This is a genomic window from Chondromyces crocatus (assembly GCF_001189295.1).
Classification (GTDB): Bacteria; Myxococcota_A; Polyangia; order Polyangiales; family Polyangiaceae; genus Chondromyces; species Chondromyces crocatus.
The window spans coordinates 10,089,437-10,108,974 of sequence record NZ_CP012159.1 but is presented as its reverse complement, the minus strand read 5'-3'; the positions used below and the strand labels follow the sequence as shown (position 1 = coordinate 10,108,974).

The 19,538-nt window shown below is 68.5% G+C and carries 13 protein-coding genes; 8 read left to right on the top strand and 5 right to left on the bottom strand.

What is annotated here, in order from left to right:
• Nucleotides 1-72: 72 nt before the first annotated feature.
• Nucleotides 73-1,089, bottom strand: a complete 1,017-nt coding sequence (locus CMC5_RS36575) for a zinc-binding alcohol dehydrogenase family protein (RefSeq protein ID WP_050434737.1) — start codon at nt 1,087-1,089, stop codon at nt 73-75.
• Between the two features lie 190 nt (nt 1,090-1,279).
• Between CMC5_RS36575 and gor the strand changes: the two genes are divergently transcribed.
• From gor to CMC5_RS36560, 3 genes are all read left to right on the top strand, one after another.
• Complete coding sequence (gene gor, locus CMC5_RS36570; protein WP_050434736.1) at nt 1,280-2,653, top strand: glutathione-disulfide reductase; 1,374 nt, start codon at nt 1,280-1,282, stop codon at nt 2,651-2,653.
• Nucleotides 2,654-2,716: 63 nt separating this feature from the next.
• On the top strand, nt 2,717-3,283 hold the full coding sequence (locus CMC5_RS36565) for a DUF420 domain-containing protein (protein ID WP_050436347.1): 567 nt from the start codon (nt 2,717-2,719) through the stop codon (nt 3,281-3,283).
• Nucleotides 3,284-3,574: 291 nt separating this feature from the next.
• Nucleotides 3,575-4,825, top strand: a complete 1,251-nt coding sequence (locus tag CMC5_RS36560) for a hypothetical protein (RefSeq protein WP_050434735.1) — start codon at nt 3,575-3,577, stop codon at nt 4,823-4,825.
• A 66-nt stretch (nt 4,826-4,891) separates the two neighbouring features.
• Here the strand turns inward: CMC5_RS36560 and CMC5_RS36555 are convergent, their stop codons facing one another.
• Nucleotides 4,892-6,673, bottom strand: coding sequence for a serine/threonine-protein kinase (locus CMC5_RS36555; RefSeq protein WP_050434734.1), 1,782 nt, complete (start codon nt 6,671-6,673; stop codon nt 4,892-4,894).
• 221 nt (nt 6,674-6,894) lie between these two features.
• On the opposite strand from CMC5_RS36555, the gene CMC5_RS36550 reads away from it, so the two are divergent.
• Nucleotides 6,895-8,538: a serine/threonine-protein kinase gene (locus CMC5_RS36550; protein WP_050434733.1), complete on the top strand. Its 1,644-nt coding sequence runs from the start codon at nt 6,895-6,897 to the stop codon at nt 8,536-8,538.
• A gap of 26 nt (nt 8,539-8,564) precedes the next feature.
• Here CMC5_RS36550 and CMC5_RS36545 read toward each other — a convergent pair whose 3' ends face one another.
• The gene (locus CMC5_RS36545; RefSeq protein ID WP_050434732.1) at nt 8,565-9,296 is read right to left on the bottom strand and encodes a tyrosine-protein phosphatase; all 732 of its coding nucleotides are present in this window, start codon (nt 9,294-9,296) and stop codon (nt 8,565-8,567) included.
• 59 nt (nt 9,297-9,355) lie between these two features.
• Between CMC5_RS36545 and CMC5_RS36540 the strand changes: the two genes are divergently transcribed.
• From CMC5_RS36540 to CMC5_RS36530, 3 genes are all read left to right on the top strand, one after another.
• Nucleotides 9,356-9,793, top strand: a complete 438-nt coding sequence (locus CMC5_RS36540) for a hypothetical protein (RefSeq protein WP_245678054.1) — start codon at nt 9,356-9,358, stop codon at nt 9,791-9,793.
• 118 nt (nt 9,794-9,911) lie between these two features.
• A complete protein-coding gene (locus CMC5_RS36535; protein ID WP_245678053.1) occupies nt 9,912-11,156 on the top strand; it encodes an ArsA family ATPase in 1,245 nt (414 codons plus the stop codon).
• Between the two features lie 124 nt (nt 11,157-11,280).
• Nucleotides 11,281-13,413, top strand: coding sequence for a hypothetical protein (locus tag CMC5_RS36530; RefSeq protein WP_050434731.1), 2,133 nt, complete (start codon nt 11,281-11,283; stop codon nt 13,411-13,413).
• Nucleotides 13,414-13,454: 41 nt separating this feature from the next.
• Here CMC5_RS36530 and der read toward each other — a convergent pair whose 3' ends face one another.
• Together der and era are read right to left on the bottom strand one after the other, a co-directional pair.
• Complete coding sequence (der, locus tag CMC5_RS36525) at nt 13,455-14,894, bottom strand: ribosome biogenesis GTPase Der (RefSeq protein ID WP_082363127.1); 1,440 nt, start codon at nt 14,892-14,894, stop codon at nt 13,455-13,457.
• Complete coding sequence (gene era / locus CMC5_RS46265) at nt 14,891-16,081, bottom strand: GTPase Era (RefSeq protein ID WP_050434730.1); 1,191 nt, start codon at nt 16,079-16,081, stop codon at nt 14,891-14,893. Before era ends, der begins: the two co-directional genes overlap by 4 nt.
• A gap of 702 nt (nt 16,082-16,783) precedes the next feature.
• Here era and CMC5_RS36515 point away from each other — a divergent pair.
• Nucleotides 16,784-19,507, top strand: coding sequence for an ArnT family glycosyltransferase (locus tag CMC5_RS36515; protein ID WP_245678052.1), 2,724 nt, complete (start codon nt 16,784-16,786; stop codon nt 19,505-19,507).
• Nucleotides 19,508-19,538: the final 31 nt, after the last annotated feature.

Sequence of the window (19,538 nt, the reverse complement as noted above, 5' to 3'; positions counted from 1 at the left end):
CAGCGTGGCGCTGCCTGGTGAGGCGATCTTTCTGGGGGGGGAGTGCTCATCGACGGGCAGAGCCGCGTGGACTCATCCCCAGCCTTCGAGCGCGAGCTTGCCCGCGGTGTGGCCGCTCTCGAGCTGGGCGTGCGCGCGTCGGAGGTTCTCGGCGTCGATGGTGCCGAGCCGGGTCCGCAGGGTGCCGCGGAGGCGTCCGGTGTCGAGGAGATCGGCGACCTGGTCGAGGATGGTGTGCTGCGCCTGCATGTCCTCGGTCTTGAACATGGCGCGGGTGAACATCATCTCGAAGATGAAGCCGGCGCTCTTTCCCTGGAGTCGGGTGACGTTCACGGGGGTCTTCGTCTCGACGATGCCGACGATGCGGCCCTGGGGGCGGATCAGGTCGGCCATGGTGTCCCAGTAGGCGGCGGTGTCGACGAAGTTGGCGATGAAGTCGACGGTCTGGAGGCCGATGGCGGCGAGGCCCTCTGCGAGGGGCTTGCGGTGGTCGATCACGTGATCGGCGCCGAGTTCCCGGCACCAGGCCTCGCTCTCGGGCCGCGACGCGGTGGCGATGACGCGGAGACCCCAGAGCTTGGCGAGCTGGATGCCGATGGACCCGACGCCGCCACCGCCGCCGATGATCAGCAAGCTTCGGCCGGCGTGGTCGCCTGTGGGGTCGATGCCGAGGCGGTCCTGGAACGACTCCCAGGCCGTGAGGGCGGTGAGGGGGATGGAGGCGGCCTCGGCCCAGTCGAGGGAGCTGGGCTTCTTGCCGACGATGCGCTCGTCCACGAGGTGGAGCTGGCTGTTGCAGCCGGGTCGGGTGATGTCGCCGGCGTAGTAGACCGGGTCGCCGACCTTGAAGAGGGTGCAGTCGGGGCCGACGGCCTCGACGACGCCTGCCGCGTCCCAGCCGAGGACGCGAGGAGAAGGCTCGACCTTGTCCTTGGGGGAGCGCACCTTGGTGTCGACCGGGTTGACGGCGACGGCGTGGACGCGGACCAGGAGGTCGCGCGCACTCGGCTCGGGGTCGGGGAGTTCGACGTCGACGAGGGCTTCGGGGTCCTGGATCGGCAGGTAGCGGGTGAGGCCGACGGCTTTCATGGGCATCCTCCTGGCGCATGGCTGATACCACGGCGCCACGAGGGCGACAGGGGCTCCGCGTCGGGGAAGGGTCGTGGTCGTCGGATCGCCAGGAGGGCGTGTCGGTTCAGAGAGCAGGTGCAGCCAGGGTGACGGGGCTGCGACCTTGATCTAGGACGGTGGGAGGGCAACTCGCCCCGATCGGACCACCATGAGCACATCCTACCAGTACGACCTCTTCGTGATCGGCGCTGGCTCGGGGGGCGTGCGCGCCGCCCGGATGTCCGGCAGCTACGGTGCGCGTGTCGCCATCGCCGAGGGCAAATACCTCGGGGGGACCTGCGTGAACGCGGGATGCATCCCCAAGAAGCTCCTGTACTACGCAAGCCACTTCCACGAGGACTTCGAGGACGCCCGGGGCTACGGGTGGGACGTGACGGCGCCCGGCTTCGACTGGAGCACGCTGGTCCGCAACAAGGACAAGGAGATCGAGCGGCTGAACGGCGTCTACGATCGCCTGCTCACCAACGCCGGGGTCAAGCTCTTCCGGGGGCGCGCCCGGGTGATCGGACCGCACGAGGTCGAGGTGGACGGTCAGCGCGTCACCGCGGAGCGGATCCTGGTCGCGACGGGCGGCAAGCCGCGCATGCCGGACATCCCCGGCAAGGAGCTGGCGATCTCCTCCGACGAGGCGTTCCACTTGCCCGAGTTGCCGAAGCGGGTGGTCATCAGCGGCGGCGGCTACATCGCGGTGGAGTTCGCCGGCATCCTGGCCGGCCTCGGAGCGCGCGTCACGATGGCCGTGCGCGGTCTGCACCTGCTCAACGGGTTCGACGACGACATCCGGTCCTTCCTGGCCGAGGAGATGATCAAGAAGGGGATCGAGATCAAGCCGAACACCGAGGTGAGCTGCCTCGCGCGTCGTGACGACGGCGCGCTGTGCGTGGCGCTCCAGGACGGCACCGAGATCGAGGCCGACACGGCACTCTTCGCCATCGGTCGCGTCCCCAATGTGCAGGGGCTGGGCCTCGAAGAGGTCGGGGTGACGCTGGCACCGAACGGGTCGGTCGTCGTCGACGATGGGTTCAAGACGTCGGTGCCGTCGATCTACGCGATCGGGGATGTGATCGGCCGGGTCGCGCTCACGCCGGTGGCGATCGCCGAGGCGATGGCGCTCTCGCGGGCGCTGTTCCGCGGGCAGCCGGTGAAGATGGATTACCACAACATCCCGACGGCGGTGTTCAGCCAGCCGAGCATCGGCACGGTGGGGCTCACCGAGGCGCAGGCGCGGGAGGCCTGCAAGAAGCTCGACGTGTACGCCTCCACGTTCCGCCCCCTCAAGCACACGCTGAGCGGGCGTCAGGAGAAGACGATGATGAAGCTGCTCGTGGACAAGGAGACCGACAAGGTGCTCGGCGTCCACATGGTCGGCCCGGACGCGGGCGAGATCACCCAAGGCTTCGCAGTGGCGTTGAAATGCGGGGCCACCAAGGCCCAGTTCGACGCGACCGTCGGCATCCACCCCACCTCGGCAGAGGAGCTCGTGACCATGCGCGAGCCGCTGCCGGACCCACCCAGCAGCTAGGAGCAGATCGCCCCGATGTCGTCCTCGTCCCCCACGACGCCCGCGTCCCCCACGGGCCCCGAGATGCCGTCGCCCCTCCGCCCCGTGGCGCTCCTCGCCCGGACCAGCGACAGGAGCTTCTACGTCTTCAACGCCATCCTCTCGACGGCGGCGCTGGCTTTCCTCGCATACATCCTGCTGGTGCGTCGCGGGGGGGGAGGCGCGGATCTGCGCTTCTTGCCGCCCATCAACGCGATGTTCAACGGGCTCGCGGCCGCGCTGCTCGTGGCGGCGTGGGTGGCCATCAAGCGCCGCGCGGTGCTCGTCCACAAGTACCTGATGGTGGCGGCGTTCGCGGCGTCGTCGCTGTTCCTCGTCTGCTATCTGGCGTACCACTTCGTGCACGGCGACACGAAGTTCCAGGGGACGGGGGCGATCCGGGGCGTCTACTTCTTCATCCTGATCACCCACATCGTGCTGTCGATGGGGATCGTGCCGATGGCGCTCGCGTCGTTCTACTTCGCGTTCAAGGCGTCCTTCGAGAAGCACCGTCGGGTGGCGAAGATCCTGCTGCCCATCTGGCTCTACGTCTCGATCACCGGCGTGGTGATCTTCTTCATGCTGCGGGGCAGTCCGACCGCCGTGCCCTGAAGCGCGGGTCGGAGAGCGTCACAGGACCTTTCCAGTCAGCATCCGAGCACGTGGAAGGTGTGGACGCGGCGCTGTCCGGGGCCATGCCGTACCGGGTGGGGGACCATAGATCCACCCACCACCCGGTCCACCCTTCGGGCCAAGTTCTCTGCAAGGCCTGACCTGTCCAGCGCGAGTGCGGGTCGTGCAGTCGCATGCTGTGCGCGCTGCGTTCGAGGCGCTGGTGAGGGGCTCCTCACGTCGTGGCATGGGCGTTGCGAACTGGCGGTCTGCCCACGGCACGGAGAGGTCATGAAATACCTGTACGGCGACGCGACCCCGTTTCCTCTGACCGAGAACTTCCTGGTCACGCTGTGCGCGGCGACCGAAGCGAGCGTGGCGCTGCTCCGGGCCGATGAGCTGGTGGACAGCGGTAACCGCGCGGTGCAGGAGACGGACGCGCGGGTGACCAAGGAGCTGGCTGCGCTGGACGCGGTGGCGCGCCGTATCGAGGAGAGCCTCGGGGCGAACCCGCCGGTGGTGGCGCCGGACGCTGGGCCCGTTCAGCTCGCGGCGGCGCGCATCGCGGAGCACGCCTGGGCGACTCTCGAGAGGACGCGTGCCGAGGTGCTCGGTCTGCGCGAGTCGGCGGTCGCCGCGTCGAGCCGCGCCGCCCCGCATGCGAAGGTGCTCCCGGCGCTGAGCGCGTTCCTCACGGCGCACCAGCTCCCGGAGACGACGTGGAGCATTCGCTGGGGTGCGGAGAAGGGCGTCGCCTCCGCGAGCGCCGAGGTGTTCTCGCGGGCGCACTGTGGGCTGGAGGCGACGTTCGGGGTGGAGATCCCGGTGACGCACCTGTGGTCGCGGTCTCCCCGGGTGAACCAGCTGGAGCGTGAGGTGACCATCCAGATGATGCGCAAGCCCTGGCTGCGGAAGCCGAGGCCCTGTCCGGTGCGGCTCGACAAGCTGTTCGTCGCCTCGGTCACGCACACGCCCGAGGACGCGAGGATGACGCTCGTGCACAACCCGAAGCGGCAGGAGGGGATCGAGATCGTGCTGCGCTCGGGGTCGTCGACGGGCGTCACGGCGACGCGCCTCGACAAGCAGGGGGAGGCGGTCGGCGAGCCGGAGGTGCTCGACGCGACGGATTCGGCAGAGGTGAAGCGGCTGTGGGCGCGGGTCGAGTCCACGCTCGGTGAGCTGGTGCTTCACCGGACGGGGGCCACCGAGGCGACGCTCGGCGGGGTGCAGGTGGGTGACATCGTGCATCCGGAGGTGATCGCGGAGGTGGTGATCGGCGCGGTCGCGCCCATCATTCGCGAGATCGTGCGTCGCTCGGCGTCTCCGCGGGAGTTGTCGCTCAAGCGGACGCTGGGCGACGGAAGGCGCGAAGAGCTGTTCGTCTCGTTCGAGACGGTGCTCGATCGGACGGCAGGGCTGAGCGAGCGTCACCGGGCGATGTTCGATGCCTTCGGTCTGCGCGAGCGGAGCGGGGCTCGCGGGGTGGTTCATCGGCTCCCGAGCATGCGCTCGGCGCCGGAGCTGCGCGCCGTGAGCGCTTGAGCTGAGCGCTCGAGCCGAACTCCTGGGCGGCGGGGTGAGGCCACGGGCAGTGCTGGGCGGCGTGTGTCAGTGGGATCTTCGGCGTGGGTCTGCGGGATCTTCAAGGAGTGAGGGGGCTGGGGCCGGCCTCGGGGCTGACCTCTGATGGGCGCTCGACGAGGGGGCGGGAGTCGACGTCGTGACAGGGACGCTGCACGGGGAGCGCAGCCGCGAGGTCCCGCGGGGAGGTTTGGGCGACGCAGCCTCTTCGGATGGCGTGGCGCGTCGAGGATCGCTCGTGGGGAGTGCTGGCTCGGGTGGCGTCGTCCCGGAGAGGTGAGGGGTGGCGTCGTCGGGCGGCGACGGCGTGGAAGCCCCCTGGGCAGCGAAGGCGGCGCCGATCATCTCCGTGGCCACGCCAGCGCGCGCCTGTGCGGCTGGGGGGCGGTCCCACGCAGCGGCGGACCCAGCGAGCTGCTCTCCGGCGCGCGTGACCAGGGCGAGGGCGCCGAGGAGGGCAAGCACGGAGAGCAAGCCCAGCGGCCTGGGCTGCGCGGGGCGAAGCTTCTGGGCGCTCCCGGCACCCTCCTGCGAAAGGCGGGGGTTCAGGACCTCGGTCGACACGGACTCGCCGCGAGGAGGCGAGCTGATGGCGCATGTCCCCTCCGTATACGGCGGTTCGGGGGTCGACACGCCCGTGAGCGAGAGGCTCGCCCGGAGGGCGGACTCCCCGGCTCCATGCGCACAGGAGCCGCTCGCTTCCGCCTCTGGACAGGCGCTGGTCTGAGCTGCTGTGCGCTCCCGGGCGGCATCGAGCCGCGCCGCTGTCTGGGCCAGGCGCTCCCTGCGTTCGTCGGCCGAGCCGGGCAGCAGGGTGTGGACCAGGGCGCCGACCTGCTGGTTCGAGAGGTGCTCGTCGACACGCGCGTCACCGCGGGTCGAGGCCTCCGCCGAGCCGAGGGTGTAGTTGATGAGTTCCAGCGCGCGCCCGAGTTCCAGCGCGCTGTCGAACCGATCTGCTGGGTCCTTGGAGAGGGCGCGCAGGATGAGCGCATCGAGGGCGCGGGGCATGTCGGGGACCATGTCACGCGGTGAGAACGGGTCGCGCGTGGCGATGTTCTGCACCGTCTCGATGGCGCTGCGCCCGCGGAACGGGTGGTGATCGGTGCAGAGCACGTAGAGCATGATCCCGAACGAGAAGATGTCACTCCGTCGATCGATCTCGTGGCCGGCGATCTGCTCCGGAGAGAAATACCCCGTCTTGCCCTTGATGACGCCGACACGCGTCACCTGGGCGCGGCGGCGCGACTTCGCCACGCCGAAGTCGACTACCTTCACCATGCCGTCGACGGTGACCATCACGTTCTGGGGGGAGACGTCGCGGTGGACGAGGTGCATGAGCTCCCCGTCGTCGTCTCTCGCTTCGTGCGCGGCGTGCAGTCCGACGCAGGCGGCAGCAGCGACCTGGAGCACCCAGCGCAGCGGGAGTCTGCCGCCCCGGGCGCGCTGGGCGGCGTCGAGGCGTGCCAGCGATTCTCCTTCGATCCAGTCCATGGCCAGGTAGAGCTGGCCTCGGTCTTCCCCGTAATCGAGAACCTGTCCGATGTTGGGGTGGGTGATTCTCGCCGCCGTGCGCGCTTCGTCGAGGAACATGGCGCGTCCCTCCGGGTCTTCCCGCAGGACGTCGGAGAGGATTTTCACGGCCACCACGTTCTGCGCGCCGCTCGTATTCCAGGGGCGGGCGGCCCAGATGGTCGCCATTCCACCTTCTGCCGCCTGGAACAGCAGCTCATAAGGACCGATTCTCTCGCCAGGCACGAGACCCGTCGTCGCCCCAGGCGCATGCTCCAGCGTGCCGCTTCCGTTCATGACAAGCATCCTCCGCCGCGCATCGTCCCTCGACGTGGTTCTGCGATGACGAGACGCGCCATGACCTCGCGGAGCTGCCGATCGTCGCACCGGTGCCTCATGCCTGGGTCGAAGGCGGTTCGAACCTCGCCAGCGCTGAAGTGAGACAAACTGCGCACAATCGCATTGGACGAGGGCGAGGAAGACTGGCGAATGAACGTTCAATGCGCCACAAATAGAGGGTGGGGGGCGCACTGCATCTGGGCTCGGGGACGACCCTCGGGCGTTATGAGCTCGTCCTGAAGGTCGCCTCGGGCGGCATGGGAGAGGTCTGGGCCGCGCGGCTGAAGCGAGAGCACGGGTATCAGCAGCTCTTCGCAATCAAGGTGCTGAGGCCGGAACTCGCCGAGGATCCTGCCTTGCAGCGAATGTTCCTCGACGAGGCGGAAGTCGCCGCACGGATTCGACACCCCAATGTCGTGCAGGGCGTCGATCGTGGGCAATATCGTGGCACGCCCTACCTGGTCATGGAATGGGTGGCCGGTGAGCCGCTGTCCGCTGCACTCCGCGGTGCAGCAGGTCGGCCCGCACCTGCGCTCGTCGCCGCGCGGATCGCCTACCAGATCTGCGCAGGGCTCGAGTCGGCACACGAGCTTTGTGACGACGACGGGAGGCCGCTCGGGCTCGTTCATTGCGACGTCTCGCCCGAGAACGTGCTGATTACGTCGGAGGGCCTGGTCCGACTGGTCGATTTCGGGGTGGCACTCTATGGTGGTCCGCCGCTGTCGGAACGGAGCGGTCTCATCCCGATCGAGGCGTGGGTCGCGGCGCCTCCGTCCTCCGGGCAGCGCGGCGAGTTGCGCGGGAAAGCGCCCTACATGGCGCCAGAGCACATCCTCGGCGCGCCGAGCGATCGTCGCGCCGATCTCTTCGCCGTGGGGATTCTTCTATACGAGATGCTGGCCGGGACCCACCCCTTCCTCGCAGACGACGACCAGATCACCATGACCCGCATCGCCAGCGATTATCCGCTGGCGCCCATCTCGTCTCGACCGCGAGCGCGCCTCCGGGTTCCGGCGCCGAGCGGGCCTCCTGTCCCGCCGGCGCTCGAACATGTGGTGCTCTCCGCGCTCGCCAGGGCGCCAGAGCGACGCTTCCAGACGGCGGGAGCGCTGATGCAAGCGCTCGACGAAGCCGTCCCGGGCGCGGCGCTGCCGAGCAGCGATCACGCCGTGGCTCAGTGGCTCCACGAGGTGCTCGGGGAGGCGCTGCAGCTGCGGGCTCGCAAGCTGCGTGAGGCGCTGGAGGCAGTGGAGCACCAACCGCGGGATCGACGGCGGATGCCTCGGTGTGGGTCCCCCTCGGACGTCGAGCCGTGCGTGTACACCCTGGCGGTGACATCCACCGAGGCTTCGGGCGTGTTCCCGAGCGCTTCAGGAATTTTTCCGAGTCCGGTCAGGTCTCGCGCGGTGGCGCTCGAGCGCGTCGGGGGTGTGGAGCGGGCCGAGTCGGCCGTCGAGGCTCCGCCGGAGAGCCGCCGCGAGGGTCCCGTCAGCCGCGGTGCGCGGGCTGGGACAGCCATGGTGGTGGCTGCCGTGACCTGCGCGCTGTTCGGCTCAGCGACCACGGGCGACAGCAACATTCCTCCTCCGGCGCTGGATCGAGATCCTCCTTCCTCACGTGAAGGGGGCGCTCCTCGCTCGGCAGCGCGTCCCTCCCTGGACAGTCCATTCCGGCCAGCGACCCACACGCTGACTGCGCCTGCGCATCCGGCGGCGAGGCCCCTGCGGGACGGAGTGGCTCCGCAGGGAGCGGATTCAGCAGTCTCCAGGGAGGAGTCGCTGGAGGAGGTCGAGCCGCGGGGGCGCGCACTCGCGGCGCCATGAGGGTGCTGACCCCTCGATGAGAAATGTCAGTCCTCGATCTTGCCGTCGAGGATCCCTCGTGGACCGTCCACCATCAAGAAGGTCGCCTCTTCCTCACCGACCCGCTGGAACAGCGCGGCAATACCCCGCTCGACGTCGATCACGTCCTTCGCGTGGTGCGCGTCGCTGCAGGCGGCGTAGTAGTAGCCTTCGTCGAGCAGCTCCTCGGCGGCCCGTCGCGGTGCACGTCCGTATTTGCCAACGAGCGCAGCGACGTCGAGGAGCAGCAACGCGCCGCCGTCGATCAGCGGGTCGAGCACCCTCACCTCCTTGAAGACTGGCTCGTAGCGCTCAGGGTGAGCCAGCACGGGGCGAAGCTTGCACCGCCGTCGGAGGTCGAAGAACCTGTGCGCTACCTGTGCGGGGAAGCTGCGGCTCGGGAACTCCACCAGGACGGCGTGCCCTCCGGGGTAGGGGAGGGCGAGGCCTTCGAGGAGGCGCTGGTAAACCACATCGTCGAAGAAGTGCTCGGAGGCGAGGCCGAGCTCGGGGAGTGTCTGCCGCGTTCCCCGGAGCGCTTCACAGGTCGCTTCGTAGGCGGTGCAGAGCTGATCGCGGGTGTTGTCGAACATGCCGGGGCGCATGTGGGGGGTGGCCACGACCTTGTCGAACCCCGCAGAATGCAGCGCGGAAAGCAAGTTCATGCTGTCGGCGAAGCTTCTGGCGCCGTCGTCGACTCCGGCGACCCAGTGAGCATGCAGGTCGATGAACCCGCGCATCGTGCCGCTACGTTACCAAATTTGGCCTGCACTGCGCTGGACGAGCATGCTTTGTCGCGATGCAAACGAACGAGCGTCCTGCCTCCGCCGCCCCAGCCGAGGGCGCTTCCCCTTTGAGCTTCTCCGAGCGTCGGCGCCGCCGGAGCGAAGATCCCATCACTGCACTTCATTATCAGCTCGCTGCAGCGCGTGCCTCGGGACACCTGGAGGCGGTGGTGCTCGTGGACGACAGTGGCTGTCTGGTCGCCGGTGCCGGGGCATGGCCGGCCTGCGAGGAGCTCGCGGCCTACGCACCGCTACTCGCGAATCCTCACGCCATCGCGAGCGCATCCGTGGGCTCCCGGGTTGCGTCGCTCAGCCCGGAGGTCGAGGTGCGTTGCCTGGATTTCGATGGAGCAGAGGTGCTGTTGTGCGGGCGTGGTGGGACGGTTGCCCGCAATGACTCGATGACCCGGGCGGCGGCAGGTTGCCTGCGGATCCTGCGCGCAGCGGCCTGAGCGGATCGTCGGGTCGCGTGGTGGATCGTCGCGATCGGAGGGTCTGGATCGCGTTCGCTCGCGAGCGCAGCGCACGCCGGGTGCGCCGTCGACCCCCTGTTCGTGCTAAAGGCGCCCCGTGACTCCTCCTGCACGGCCTGGCCAGCCCGCATCCCCGCCTCCGGCATGGCGCTCGCCCGCCGGCTTCGAGAGCGCTCCCGGAGGCCTCGGCGCCTTGCTCGACAGCCGCCGCGTGATCCTCTGTGTCGGTTGCGGCGGTGTCGGCAAGACGACCACCTCGGCAGCGCTCGGCCTCGCCGCCGCACGGCGCGGCAAGCGCGTCCTTTGCCTCACCATCGACCCTGCCCGGCGACTCTCTCAGAGTCTCGGTATCGAGGAGATGACGACAGAGGCGCAGACCATCGACCCGGCTGTCTTCGCCCGTGCGGGGGTCGATGTCCCGGGCTCGATGACGGTGATGATGCTCGACACGAAGTCGACCTTCGACAGCCTCGTCACCCAGCTCGCTCCCTCTGCGGAGCAGCGGGACCGCATCCTCGGGAACGTGCTCTACAAGTACATCTCCACCTCCCTCGCCGGAACGCAGGAGTACATGGCGATGGAGAAGCTCTACGCGGTGAAGGACGACCCCGCCTACGACATCATCTTGCTGGACACGCCCCCCACCACGAACGCGCTCGACTTCCTCGACGCTCCAGAGCGCCTCGTCGGTGCCATCGACAGCGCCGCGACGCGCTGGTTCGTGCAAGCGTTCCAGAGCTCGGGCAAGCTGTCGCTCAACCTCCTCGCCCGTTCGACCGCGGCCGTCCTGAAGGGGATGGGCAAGCTCACGGGTTCGGGCTTCCTGGAGCAGGTCGCCTCGTTCATCACGGAGATCAACACCGTTTTCGGCGGCTGGCGGGCTCGAGCCGAGACGGTCTCCGCGGCCCTCCGAGGGCCGGACGTGGCGTACGTACTGGTCACCACGCCAGACCCGCTCTGCGTCCGTGAGGTCCTCTTCTTCGCCGATCGTCTGCGGGAGCAGAAGATGAAGCGCGACGCGTTCGTGGTGAACCGGGTCCACCCCGTCTATGCCTCCAAGCCTTCACCGGAGGCGGTGGATTCAGTGATCGCCGGGCACGCAGAGTTCGGCGCGCATGGCGCGGCGCGTCTACTCCAGGCCGTCGACGACGAGAGCCGGGTGGGCGCGCTCGACCGGCGTCATCTCATCGATCTCGACATGGCAATTGCCACCGAGCGTCGGGGAGGGTCTCTCCGGGTGGATGTTCCGGCATTCCCTTACGACATCTACGACGTCGTGCGGTTGGCTCGTGTCTCTGACGTGCTCGCGCCGTTCACGTCGTCTGGTGCACCTACGACCTGATCTGCCCGCCTCTGCTCGGCGGCCGCCGAGGACGACGTCGCTCCGCCCGCCCGCCCCATTCACTTGATGCGCAGCGCTGCGATCTCACCTCCTGACGCTCGGTGATCTGGTAGCGTCTTGCCCCATGACGTCGTGGCAGTCGGTCGTTGATGAGACCTTCGAGCAGCTCGTCACCATGAAGTCGGGGGGCGACGTCAACGACGAGGACATCGCGAGAGCGATCTTCGTGCTGCTCGATGGGTGTACCCTTGCTTCTTCATTCGACGCAGCTCCGTGCGATCGAGAGGTGTTGCTCAGGGTCGTGTACCTTTTGTTCGTGGTGGCGCCGTGTCTCGAGCAGCGTTCACTCGCGCTCCTGCCGGTGCAGCTGGAGCTGGTGGCTTCAGGGGAGGGAACGCTCGAGGAGTTGCTCGACCACGCGCGTGCGGTGCTGCTGTCCGAGGAAGCGTCGCTGCTGGATGAGATCGGCGTGGTGCTCTCGTTCTCGGGGCAGCAGCTCGCAGAGACGGTCGATGCCGCGCTGAGCAGCGTGCGGAGGCTCGACCTGGAAGAGGAGGTCAACGTCATCGTGCGTCAGCTCGTCGCAGAGCTGATGATCGCCATGCCGTTCTTTCGCGAGCAGCTCGGTCCGCAGGTGGTCCTCGAACTCTCTTGCTCGGCGGCCATGCTGGGAGCCGCCGACGAGATGGATCTGGAAGAAGACGACGATGACCTCCTTGCCGCAGCGATGGCGAGCGCGTCGCTCGACGACGACGACCTGGAGGACGGCGACTTCGGCTCCGAGGATGAAGACGACGACGACGACCTGGAGGCGGGCGTGCATTCGCTCGAGCTCTCCGAGGACGCGATCCTGGTCTTGCTGCCTCCTGGGACGCGCTGCGCCGACATCCGTCGTGCTGCTGCAGAGGTGCGTCTCTGGTGGAAGGATCTTCACGCCGCGACGCCTGGTCACGATGTCCGTGTGGAGTGGTCGACCTTCGACGAGCGGACCGCGGTCACGACGGCTTACGACTCGGGCCTCGATGTCGTCTACATGGTCGTGCGAGGAGAAGACCCTGCACCCATCGCGGAGCGGATGTCGGCGCTGCTCGGTGGAGAGCTCGCGGAAGAGCTGCTCGAGCGTCTTCGGGTCACCCGCGATCGAGAGACGTGGATGGCCGGGCTGTCGCGCGTTGCGTTGATCGCGGAGCTGCGACCCGATGCGCCAGTAGGGGAGGCGCTCCAGCTGGCGCTCGAGCACCCGGAAGCCGAAGTGCGCCACGCCGCGCTCCTGTTCGCGCCGCCGGATGCGATCGATGGACTGGAGGAAGCCGTGCAGGGGCTGGCCCTGACGGATCCGATGCGGCGTGTTCGTACCGCCGCTGCGCGGTGTCTCGGTCAGACGGGGTTCATGCCACGACCACCGAACTACCTCGGGGTGGCGGCGCGGTTCACCACCGCGAGCCCCATCCTGAGGCGGGCCGTGATGCGCTTCGCGTGGGAAGCAGGGCTGTGGCTCGACGAGGTGCAGCCTGCCGGGAAGGACCGGGCGCTGACGCTCACCTGGCTGACGCCCGACGGTGCGAGCGTGTTGCATTACCTGGAGGACGAGATCCGGCAGGCGCAGCGCTTCGTGATCCGTGGGGACGAGGAGGGGGAGCTGACGCGGTGGCTGACGGAGGCGTTCGCGCTGATCCCCACGGACGCGGCGCAAGGGGATCCGGTGGCTTCGTCGACTTCCGCGCTCAAGCTGGCGCTTCCAGGTTCCCTGACACACCACGATGTGAGCCGGCACCTGGCTCACCTGGGCTGGGCGTGGTCGGGCGCAGAGCGCGATGACGCTGACGAGTACGCGAGCATCACCTGGACGAGCCCGGAGGGGTGTGCCGCGACGCTGCGGCTGGGGCTCTCTCCCGCGCTGTGGCTCGAAGGTCCGGATCCTGGCGCCGCCGCCCTGCAGATCAGGAGCGTGCTGCCTGCGCGGGACTGCCGTCAGATCCTCGAGCACCTGGCGCTGGATCTCGAGTCGGGCGCGAGGCAGCAGGCGCTCCTGGAGCTGTCGGCCGTCGCGCCATTATGCGCAGACGCCGAGATCCTGCACGCGCTCCTCACGGACACGCGTCACCCGACGCCAGAGGTTCGTTGGGATGCGTTACGAGCTGTAGGGGGGACTGGCTGGGTCGAGGTGGTGCCTCATCTCGAGGAGGCCGCCACGCTCGATCCTGATCCCTCGGTGCGCCAGCTGGCGGGGGACCTGGCAGGGATGTTCTCGGGTTGATGTGGGGGCGTCGGGCCGTCGAGCTGAGCGACGGCCGAGGGTCACTCTGCGCCGCGGCGTCGTCTCGCCTTGTACTTCACGCGGACGGGGACCCCGTCCAGCTTGAAGGCCTTGCGGAGCTGGTTGGCGACATAGCGCCGGTAACTGAAGTGGATCTTCTCCGGGTCGCTGGCCAGGACGACGAAGAGTGGGGGCGAGGTCTCGGCCTGGGTGATGTAGAAGAGCCGGGGCGCGCGACCTCCATGGGTCGGCGGCGGGTGCGTCGCGAGGACCTGCTCGAAGAAGCGGTTCAGCTCTCCCGTGGAGACGCGGCGACGGTAGACGTCGGCGACGTTGGCGATGTGATCGAGGAGGCGGTCGACGCCGCGCCCGGTCTTTGCGCTGACGGGGGAGATGTCGGCCCAGGGGGCGAAGCTCAGCTTGTCGCGGGCATCTTCTTCGGCCTTGGTCATCGTCTTGCGGTCGAGGAGATCCATCTTGTTGAGGGCGATCACCACGCCGCTGCCGCGATCGACGGCGAGGCCGAGGACCTTCGCGTCCTGCTCCGCCACACCTTCGGCCGCGTCGCAGAGGAGCACCACGACCTCGGCGCGCTCCATGGCCCGGATGGCCTGGAGCACGCTCACCGCCTCGATGGGGCTCCCCTCCTTGTGGACCTTGGACTTGCGCCGGATGCCCGCCGTGTCGATGAGGAGGAAGCGGTGGCCGCGGCGCTCGACGAGGGTGTCGATGGCGTCGCGGGTGGTACCCGGGCGCGAGTCGACGAGCATGCGCTCTTCGCCGAAGACCCGGTTGACCAGCGAGGACTTGCCGGCGTTGGGGCGGCCGATCAACGCGACGCGGATGGCGCCCTCATGAGACGGGGGCTCCACGCGAGGCTCCTTGGGGAGAGCCGCCTCGATGGCGTCTTCCAGATCGCCCGTGCCCCGGCCGTGGAGGGCGCTCACGGGGAGGAGCTGTTCCATGCCGAGCCGGTAGAGATCGGTGGCCTCCGTCTCCAGGCGGGGGTTGTCGGATTTGTTGGCGACGTAGATGACAGGCTTCTGGGAACGGCGTAGGAGGCCGAGCTCGGCGTGCTCTGCAGGGGTGATGGGGACGCGGGCGTCGAGCACGCAGATGACGACATCGGCTTCCGCGATCGCCAGCTCGACCTGGCGTGCGATGCCTTGCCTCATGGGGTCGTCGCTCTCGGGATCGAGACCCCCCGTGTCGACGAGGGTGTACCGCTTGTTGCCTGCAATCGCGTCGGCGTAGTGACGATCCCGGGTGACTCCCGGCTCGTCGTGCACGATCGCGACACGCTTGCCGACGAGCCGGTTGAAGAGCGTGCTCTTCCCCGTGTTGGGTCGGCCGACCAGCGCGACGAGCCCGTAGGATGGGGCCCGGGACGCTTCGGGGATCGGCGCGTCACCCTCGGTGAGGGATTCCTGGTCGAGGAGGGCTTCTTCCTCCTCCTTCTTCTTTCGTCGCGCCGATTTCACTGGTTCTCCTCTGCGGCGGGTTCGTCCGCCTCGTCGCTGTCACCGGACTCATCGTCCGAGTCGGCATCCGCCTCGTCGCCCTGGGGGGAGAGAGCGGAGTCGTCGTCGGTCTCGTCCTCGTCGATCTCGATCTGCTCGGACTCCAGGCCGTCGTCTTCTTCGGGGGCGTCGAGATCGACCTCGTCGCCCTGGGGGGCTTCGATGTCGTCCGGCAAGTTGGCGAAGAGGAGCGTTCCACCGGTCGCAGATGCGCCGCCCGTGGCGTCGCGGTAGCCGAGCTGCTGGAGCTCTCGCGACGATTTGCGCCAGTCCGGAGAGATGCGCACCCAGAGCTTCAGGTTCACCTGGCGTCCGACCAGCTCCTCGATGCGTCCGCGGGCCTGGGTCCCGATGCGCTTCAGCATCTCCGCGCCCGCGCCGATGATGATCGCCTTCTGGCCAGGGCGCTCGACGTGGATGGTCGCGTCGATATGGACGACGCCTCCGCCCGCAGGCTCGAAGAAGCGATCGATGTGGACCGCGCAAGCGTGGGGGACCTCGGCCTTGGTGGCGCGCAGGATCTGTTCGCGCACGTACTCGGCCGCGAAGAACCGCGTGGGACGATCCGTCATCTCTTCGGCGCCATGTTGCCAGGGCGCTTCGGGGAGGTGACGGGCGACCTCGTCGAGCACATGCGCCACACCGTCCTTCTTCAGCGCGGAGAGGGGGACGATGGCGGTGAACTCTCGGAGCTGCCCGAAGGCCGACATCAAGGGCAAGAGCAGCCGCTTGTCATGGATGCGGTCGATCTTGTTGAGGACGAGGATCACGATCGTCTCGGGGGCTAGATCGGCGAGGAGGGTGACGTCGCCCGGGTGAGGTCGAGGCAGACGCGGCTTGTCGCCTTGCACCTGCGGCACCTCCACCATGAACAGGACCACGTCGGCGCTCCGCGCAGCCTCGCGGGCAGCGTCGTTCATGGCGCGTCCGAGCTCGGTGAGGGGGCGGTGCAGGCCGGGGGTGTCCAGGAGGATCAGCTCGGCGGAGCCGTGGTGCGTGACGCCGAGGATGGCGTCTCGGGTGGTCTGAGGGGTGGGCGAGACGATCGCCAAGGGATGACCGAGCGCCGCGTTGAGGAGGGTCGACTTGCCCACGTTCGGCCGGCCCAGGAGCGCGACCCTGCCGGAGCGCTGGGGGCCTTCGGGCACCGGGCGCTGTTCGCTGCGCGCGGGTTCCGGTTCATGGTGCGACGCGCGACCCTCGCGGGGCGGCGGTGCGCGATGGGGTTCTCGAGGGGAACGCTTGGCACCTGCCGGGCGGTCGGAGGACGGTCGCTTTCCCTTCGCAGGTCGGCCTCGAACCTCTCCGGCCTTGGCCGAGGAGCGATCGTGTGGATCGCGTCGTGCTCGGGGGTCTGCGTCCGTAGAAGCCTGGGGGCGCGGCTTGGGCCGCCCTTTTCGGGCGTCTGGTCCTCGACGCTCTCCCGAGAAGCGGCCCTCGCCAGGGCCCTTGGGGGCGCGGTGGCTCCGATCCTGGGGTGCTCGGCGATCGTCGCGTCGCTGGTCCTCCCGGGCGCCTCGGGCCGGCTTCGTGTCGTCGGTCGAGCGCTCGCCTTCGCGTGGAGAGCGAGCGTCCGATGCCGATGGGTCGTCGGGCCGAGGTGAAACCGAGCGGTTCGCCGACCGATGGCTGCTGCGAAGCGCGGGCCTGTCGCCTGGCGCTCCGGTCGGGGAACCCGACCTGGCTTTCGGTCCGCGGGATCCCGCTGTCCTTTTCGGGTCGCGCCCGGCTCGCCCGCTGTCGCTACGTCCTTTCGTCACGTGGCGCGGATAGCAGACGGAAGGAGGCGCTACAAACGCTATCCCGGCGATCCATGGCCGCGCGTCGAAGGAAACGGTAAGGGGTCGGCCGTGGAAAGCGCCGGTGACGAGGTGCGCCCTGGCGCGCCGAGCGAGGAGGATGCCCCTCAGGTGGGCTCGAGCCGACCAAAACAGGTGATGCAAGAGGTTCACCCCGGGGGGAGCCTCCTCCGCTCCTGGGCCCCGGCGCTGGCCTTGGTCGTGGCGGTGGTGATGCTGTTCCCCCTGCTCGGCAAGAGCGGCATCTGGGATCCGTACGAGCTCGACAGCGCCGATCTGGCGCGCCGCATTGCCGTGAACGTCTTCGGCGCGCGGCAGCTCGAGCTGTCTGGCGCGATGAACGGCTTGCCGACCCTCTCGGACCTCCGGATGGGGGAGCTGGGCTTCACGTCGATGGCCCTCGGGTTCAAGCTCTTTGGCCTGCATGACTGGGCCGGTCGGTTGCCGCTCGCCCTCTGGGCGCTCGTGGGAGTCTGGGTGCTGTACGGGGTCCTGGCTCGCTTCGTCGATCGGCGGGCGGGTCTCTACGCGGTGATCGTCGTCTGCACGATGCCCCTCTACGTGATGCAGGCGCGGACGATGCTCGGGGACATCGTCACGATGGCGGCCCTGACGATGGCCTGGGGGGGACTCACGGGAGCGCTGCTGGATCGTGGGGCGGCGCGCATGGCGTGGGGGGTGCTGGGCGCGCTCGGGCTGTGCGCTGGGTACATGAGTCGCGGGTTGATCGTGGGGGTAGCCGTTCCGACGCTGGGGGTCGGCTGCACCTGGGCGCTCTTGCGGGTCGGGGGCGGCGGGGCGTCGGCGCTCGGGGCGTGGAGGCGCGGCGGGCTGAGGACGGGTGACCTGGTTGGCGGCGTCGCGCTGGTGGTGGGGGCGGCCGCTGCTGCGCGCGGGCTCTCGTTGCTCTCCGGGACCCCCAGTGATGCACCCCTGATCCGGGAGCTCGGGGTGGCGCTGCTGAGCAAGCCCCCCGTGGAGTCGACGTTCGATCTCACGGTTCGCCAGCTCGGCCATGCGCTCTTTCCGTGGAGCGCCTTCTTGCCGTTCGCATTCGGGCGTCTCTTCCGTCCCCCGCCTGTCGTGGCGGGCATCGAGACCGGCGCGCGTGACGCTGGCGAGGGGACTCGCGTCGATGGATCAGGCAGCGCCGCGGTTGGCGGCGACGTTGCGGTGAGGGCCCAGGGAGATGCGCTGGAGAAGGAGGTGGCGCTGCGCGTGTCGGTGCTGGTGACGGTCGCCATCGCCTACGGCGCCATCACTTTGCTCGCGCCACGCACGGGGGCGCTTCCGTTCAATGCTCCCGCGCTGCTCGCTGCCGGGGCAGCGCTGGCCATCCTGGATCTCGAGCGGGGGGCTCCTCCTTCCAGGGCCATGGCACTGGGGAGCATGTTGCTGGGCTTCGTCCTGTACCGCGACTTCGTCTTGCAGCCGGACAAAGGGCTCGCCGTGTTCTCGGTGGAAAAGGCGCCCTTTCCGAAGAGCTTCGAGGACACGGCGGCGCTCTCGATGATGGCGACCTTCGGGGCGTTCTTCGGCCTTACAGCCCTGACCTGGTTCGAGGCGCAGCCTTCGCGGATCGCTTCGTCGCTCCGGGGCTGGGGGCGTGATCTGGTGGCCGCCTACCAGGCTGGTATGGAGGCGCTTCTGGCGGTGTGGGCTGGCAACCTGGTGTTTCTGATGGTGATCGTCGAAGCGGCCCTGGTCGGGCTCGGCGGCATGATCTTCGTCGGACGGCGTGCCGGGTGGGGCGCCGTGGCCAAGATGAGCAAGCTGATGGCGGATGTCGGGGTGAACGCATGGTGGGTGCTGCCCGTCGTGCTCGCCGTGGTCCCCCTGCTCGTTTTCCTGATGCGCGATGGGTTTCGTCTGGTGGTCGCACGCTCGCGGCTTCCGCGTGCGGTGTTCTCGCTCATCGCAGGGCTCCTGGCGGGGGGGATCCTCGGATACGGGTACTATCCGGCGCTGGCCTCACAGCTCTCGCCCAAGGAGGTGTTCGAGTCCTATCTGCGTTTGCGGAAGGAGGGGGAGCCTCTGGCGGTGCTCGGAGTCCGTGCTCGTGCTGCGACGTACTATCAAGGGGGCGAGGTGCAGACCATCCCGGACGTCGCTCGCGCGTTCATGTGGTTGACCGCAATTCCGGGAGCACCGATTTCTCCGCCACCTTCGGCGAGACGCTGGCTCGTGGTACGGGCTGACGATTTGCCCAAGCTGAACAGCTTGTACCGGAAATCATCGGGTCGGAATGTTCCCGTGCTCGACGGCCGCTCGAGTCAGATTCTGCTCGTGTCCAGCGATCTGGGTGGGCACCCGAATGAGAACTGGCTGGGGACGATGGTGCTCGATGCGGCGCCGGCATCCATTGCTCGACCGCTCCAGGCGCGATTCGAGGATCAGCTCGAGCTGCTGGGCTGGGAGTTCGTGGATGCAGAAGGGCGCGTGGTCGACAGCCTGGTGACGCAGCGAGCGTACCGTCTACGGACATACTTCCGCGTCCTCCGACCGATCGCGGCGAGCTGGAAGATGTTCATCCACATCGACGGCTCTCAACGTCGCTACAACGGTGATCACGCGGTGCTCGAGGGGCGCTACCCCATGAACCTCTGGCAGACGGGCGATGTCGTGGTGGACGACCATGAGGTCGTGCTGGAGCCGTACTTCTCCGGGGATTTCACGCTGTATTTCGGTTTCTTCAGCGGAGATTCCAGATTTCGCATCACGGAAGGGCCGCAGCACGAAAATCGGGTGATTGCTGGTCCCGTACGAGTCCGCTGATCCTCCGATTCGAGGATGAGTCTCGACTCGT

What these genes read in the sequence shown, in the direction of transcription:
- CMC5_RS36555 (WP_050434734.1), bottom strand. Translation starts at nt 6,673, where the DNA reads ATGAACGGAAGCGGCACGCTGGAGCATGCGCCTGGGGCGACGACGGGT.
- gor (WP_050434736.1), top strand. Translation starts at nt 1,280, where the DNA reads ATGAGCACATCCTACCAGTACGACCTCTTCGTGATCGGCGCTGGCTCG.
- CMC5_RS36565 (WP_050436347.1), top strand. Translation starts at nt 2,717, where the DNA reads ATGCCGTCGCCCCTCCGCCCCGTGGCGCTCCTCGCCCGGACCAGCGAC.
- CMC5_RS36575 (WP_050434737.1), bottom strand. Translation starts at nt 1,089, where the DNA reads ATGAAAGCCGTCGGCCTCACCCGCTACCTGCCGATCCAGGACCCCGAA.
- CMC5_RS36560 (WP_050434735.1), top strand. Translation starts at nt 3,575, where the DNA reads ATGAAATACCTGTACGGCGACGCGACCCCGTTTCCTCTGACCGAGAAC.
- CMC5_RS36530 (WP_050434731.1), top strand. Translation starts at nt 11,281, where the DNA reads ATGACGTCGTGGCAGTCGGTCGTTGATGAGACCTTCGAGCAGCTCGTC.
- CMC5_RS36545 (WP_050434732.1), bottom strand. Translation starts at nt 9,296, where the DNA reads ATGCGCGGGTTCATCGACCTGCATGCTCACTGGGTCGCCGGAGTCGAC.
- CMC5_RS36540 (WP_245678054.1), top strand. Translation starts at nt 9,356, where the DNA reads ATGCAAACGAACGAGCGTCCTGCCTCCGCCGCCCCAGCCGAGGGCGCT.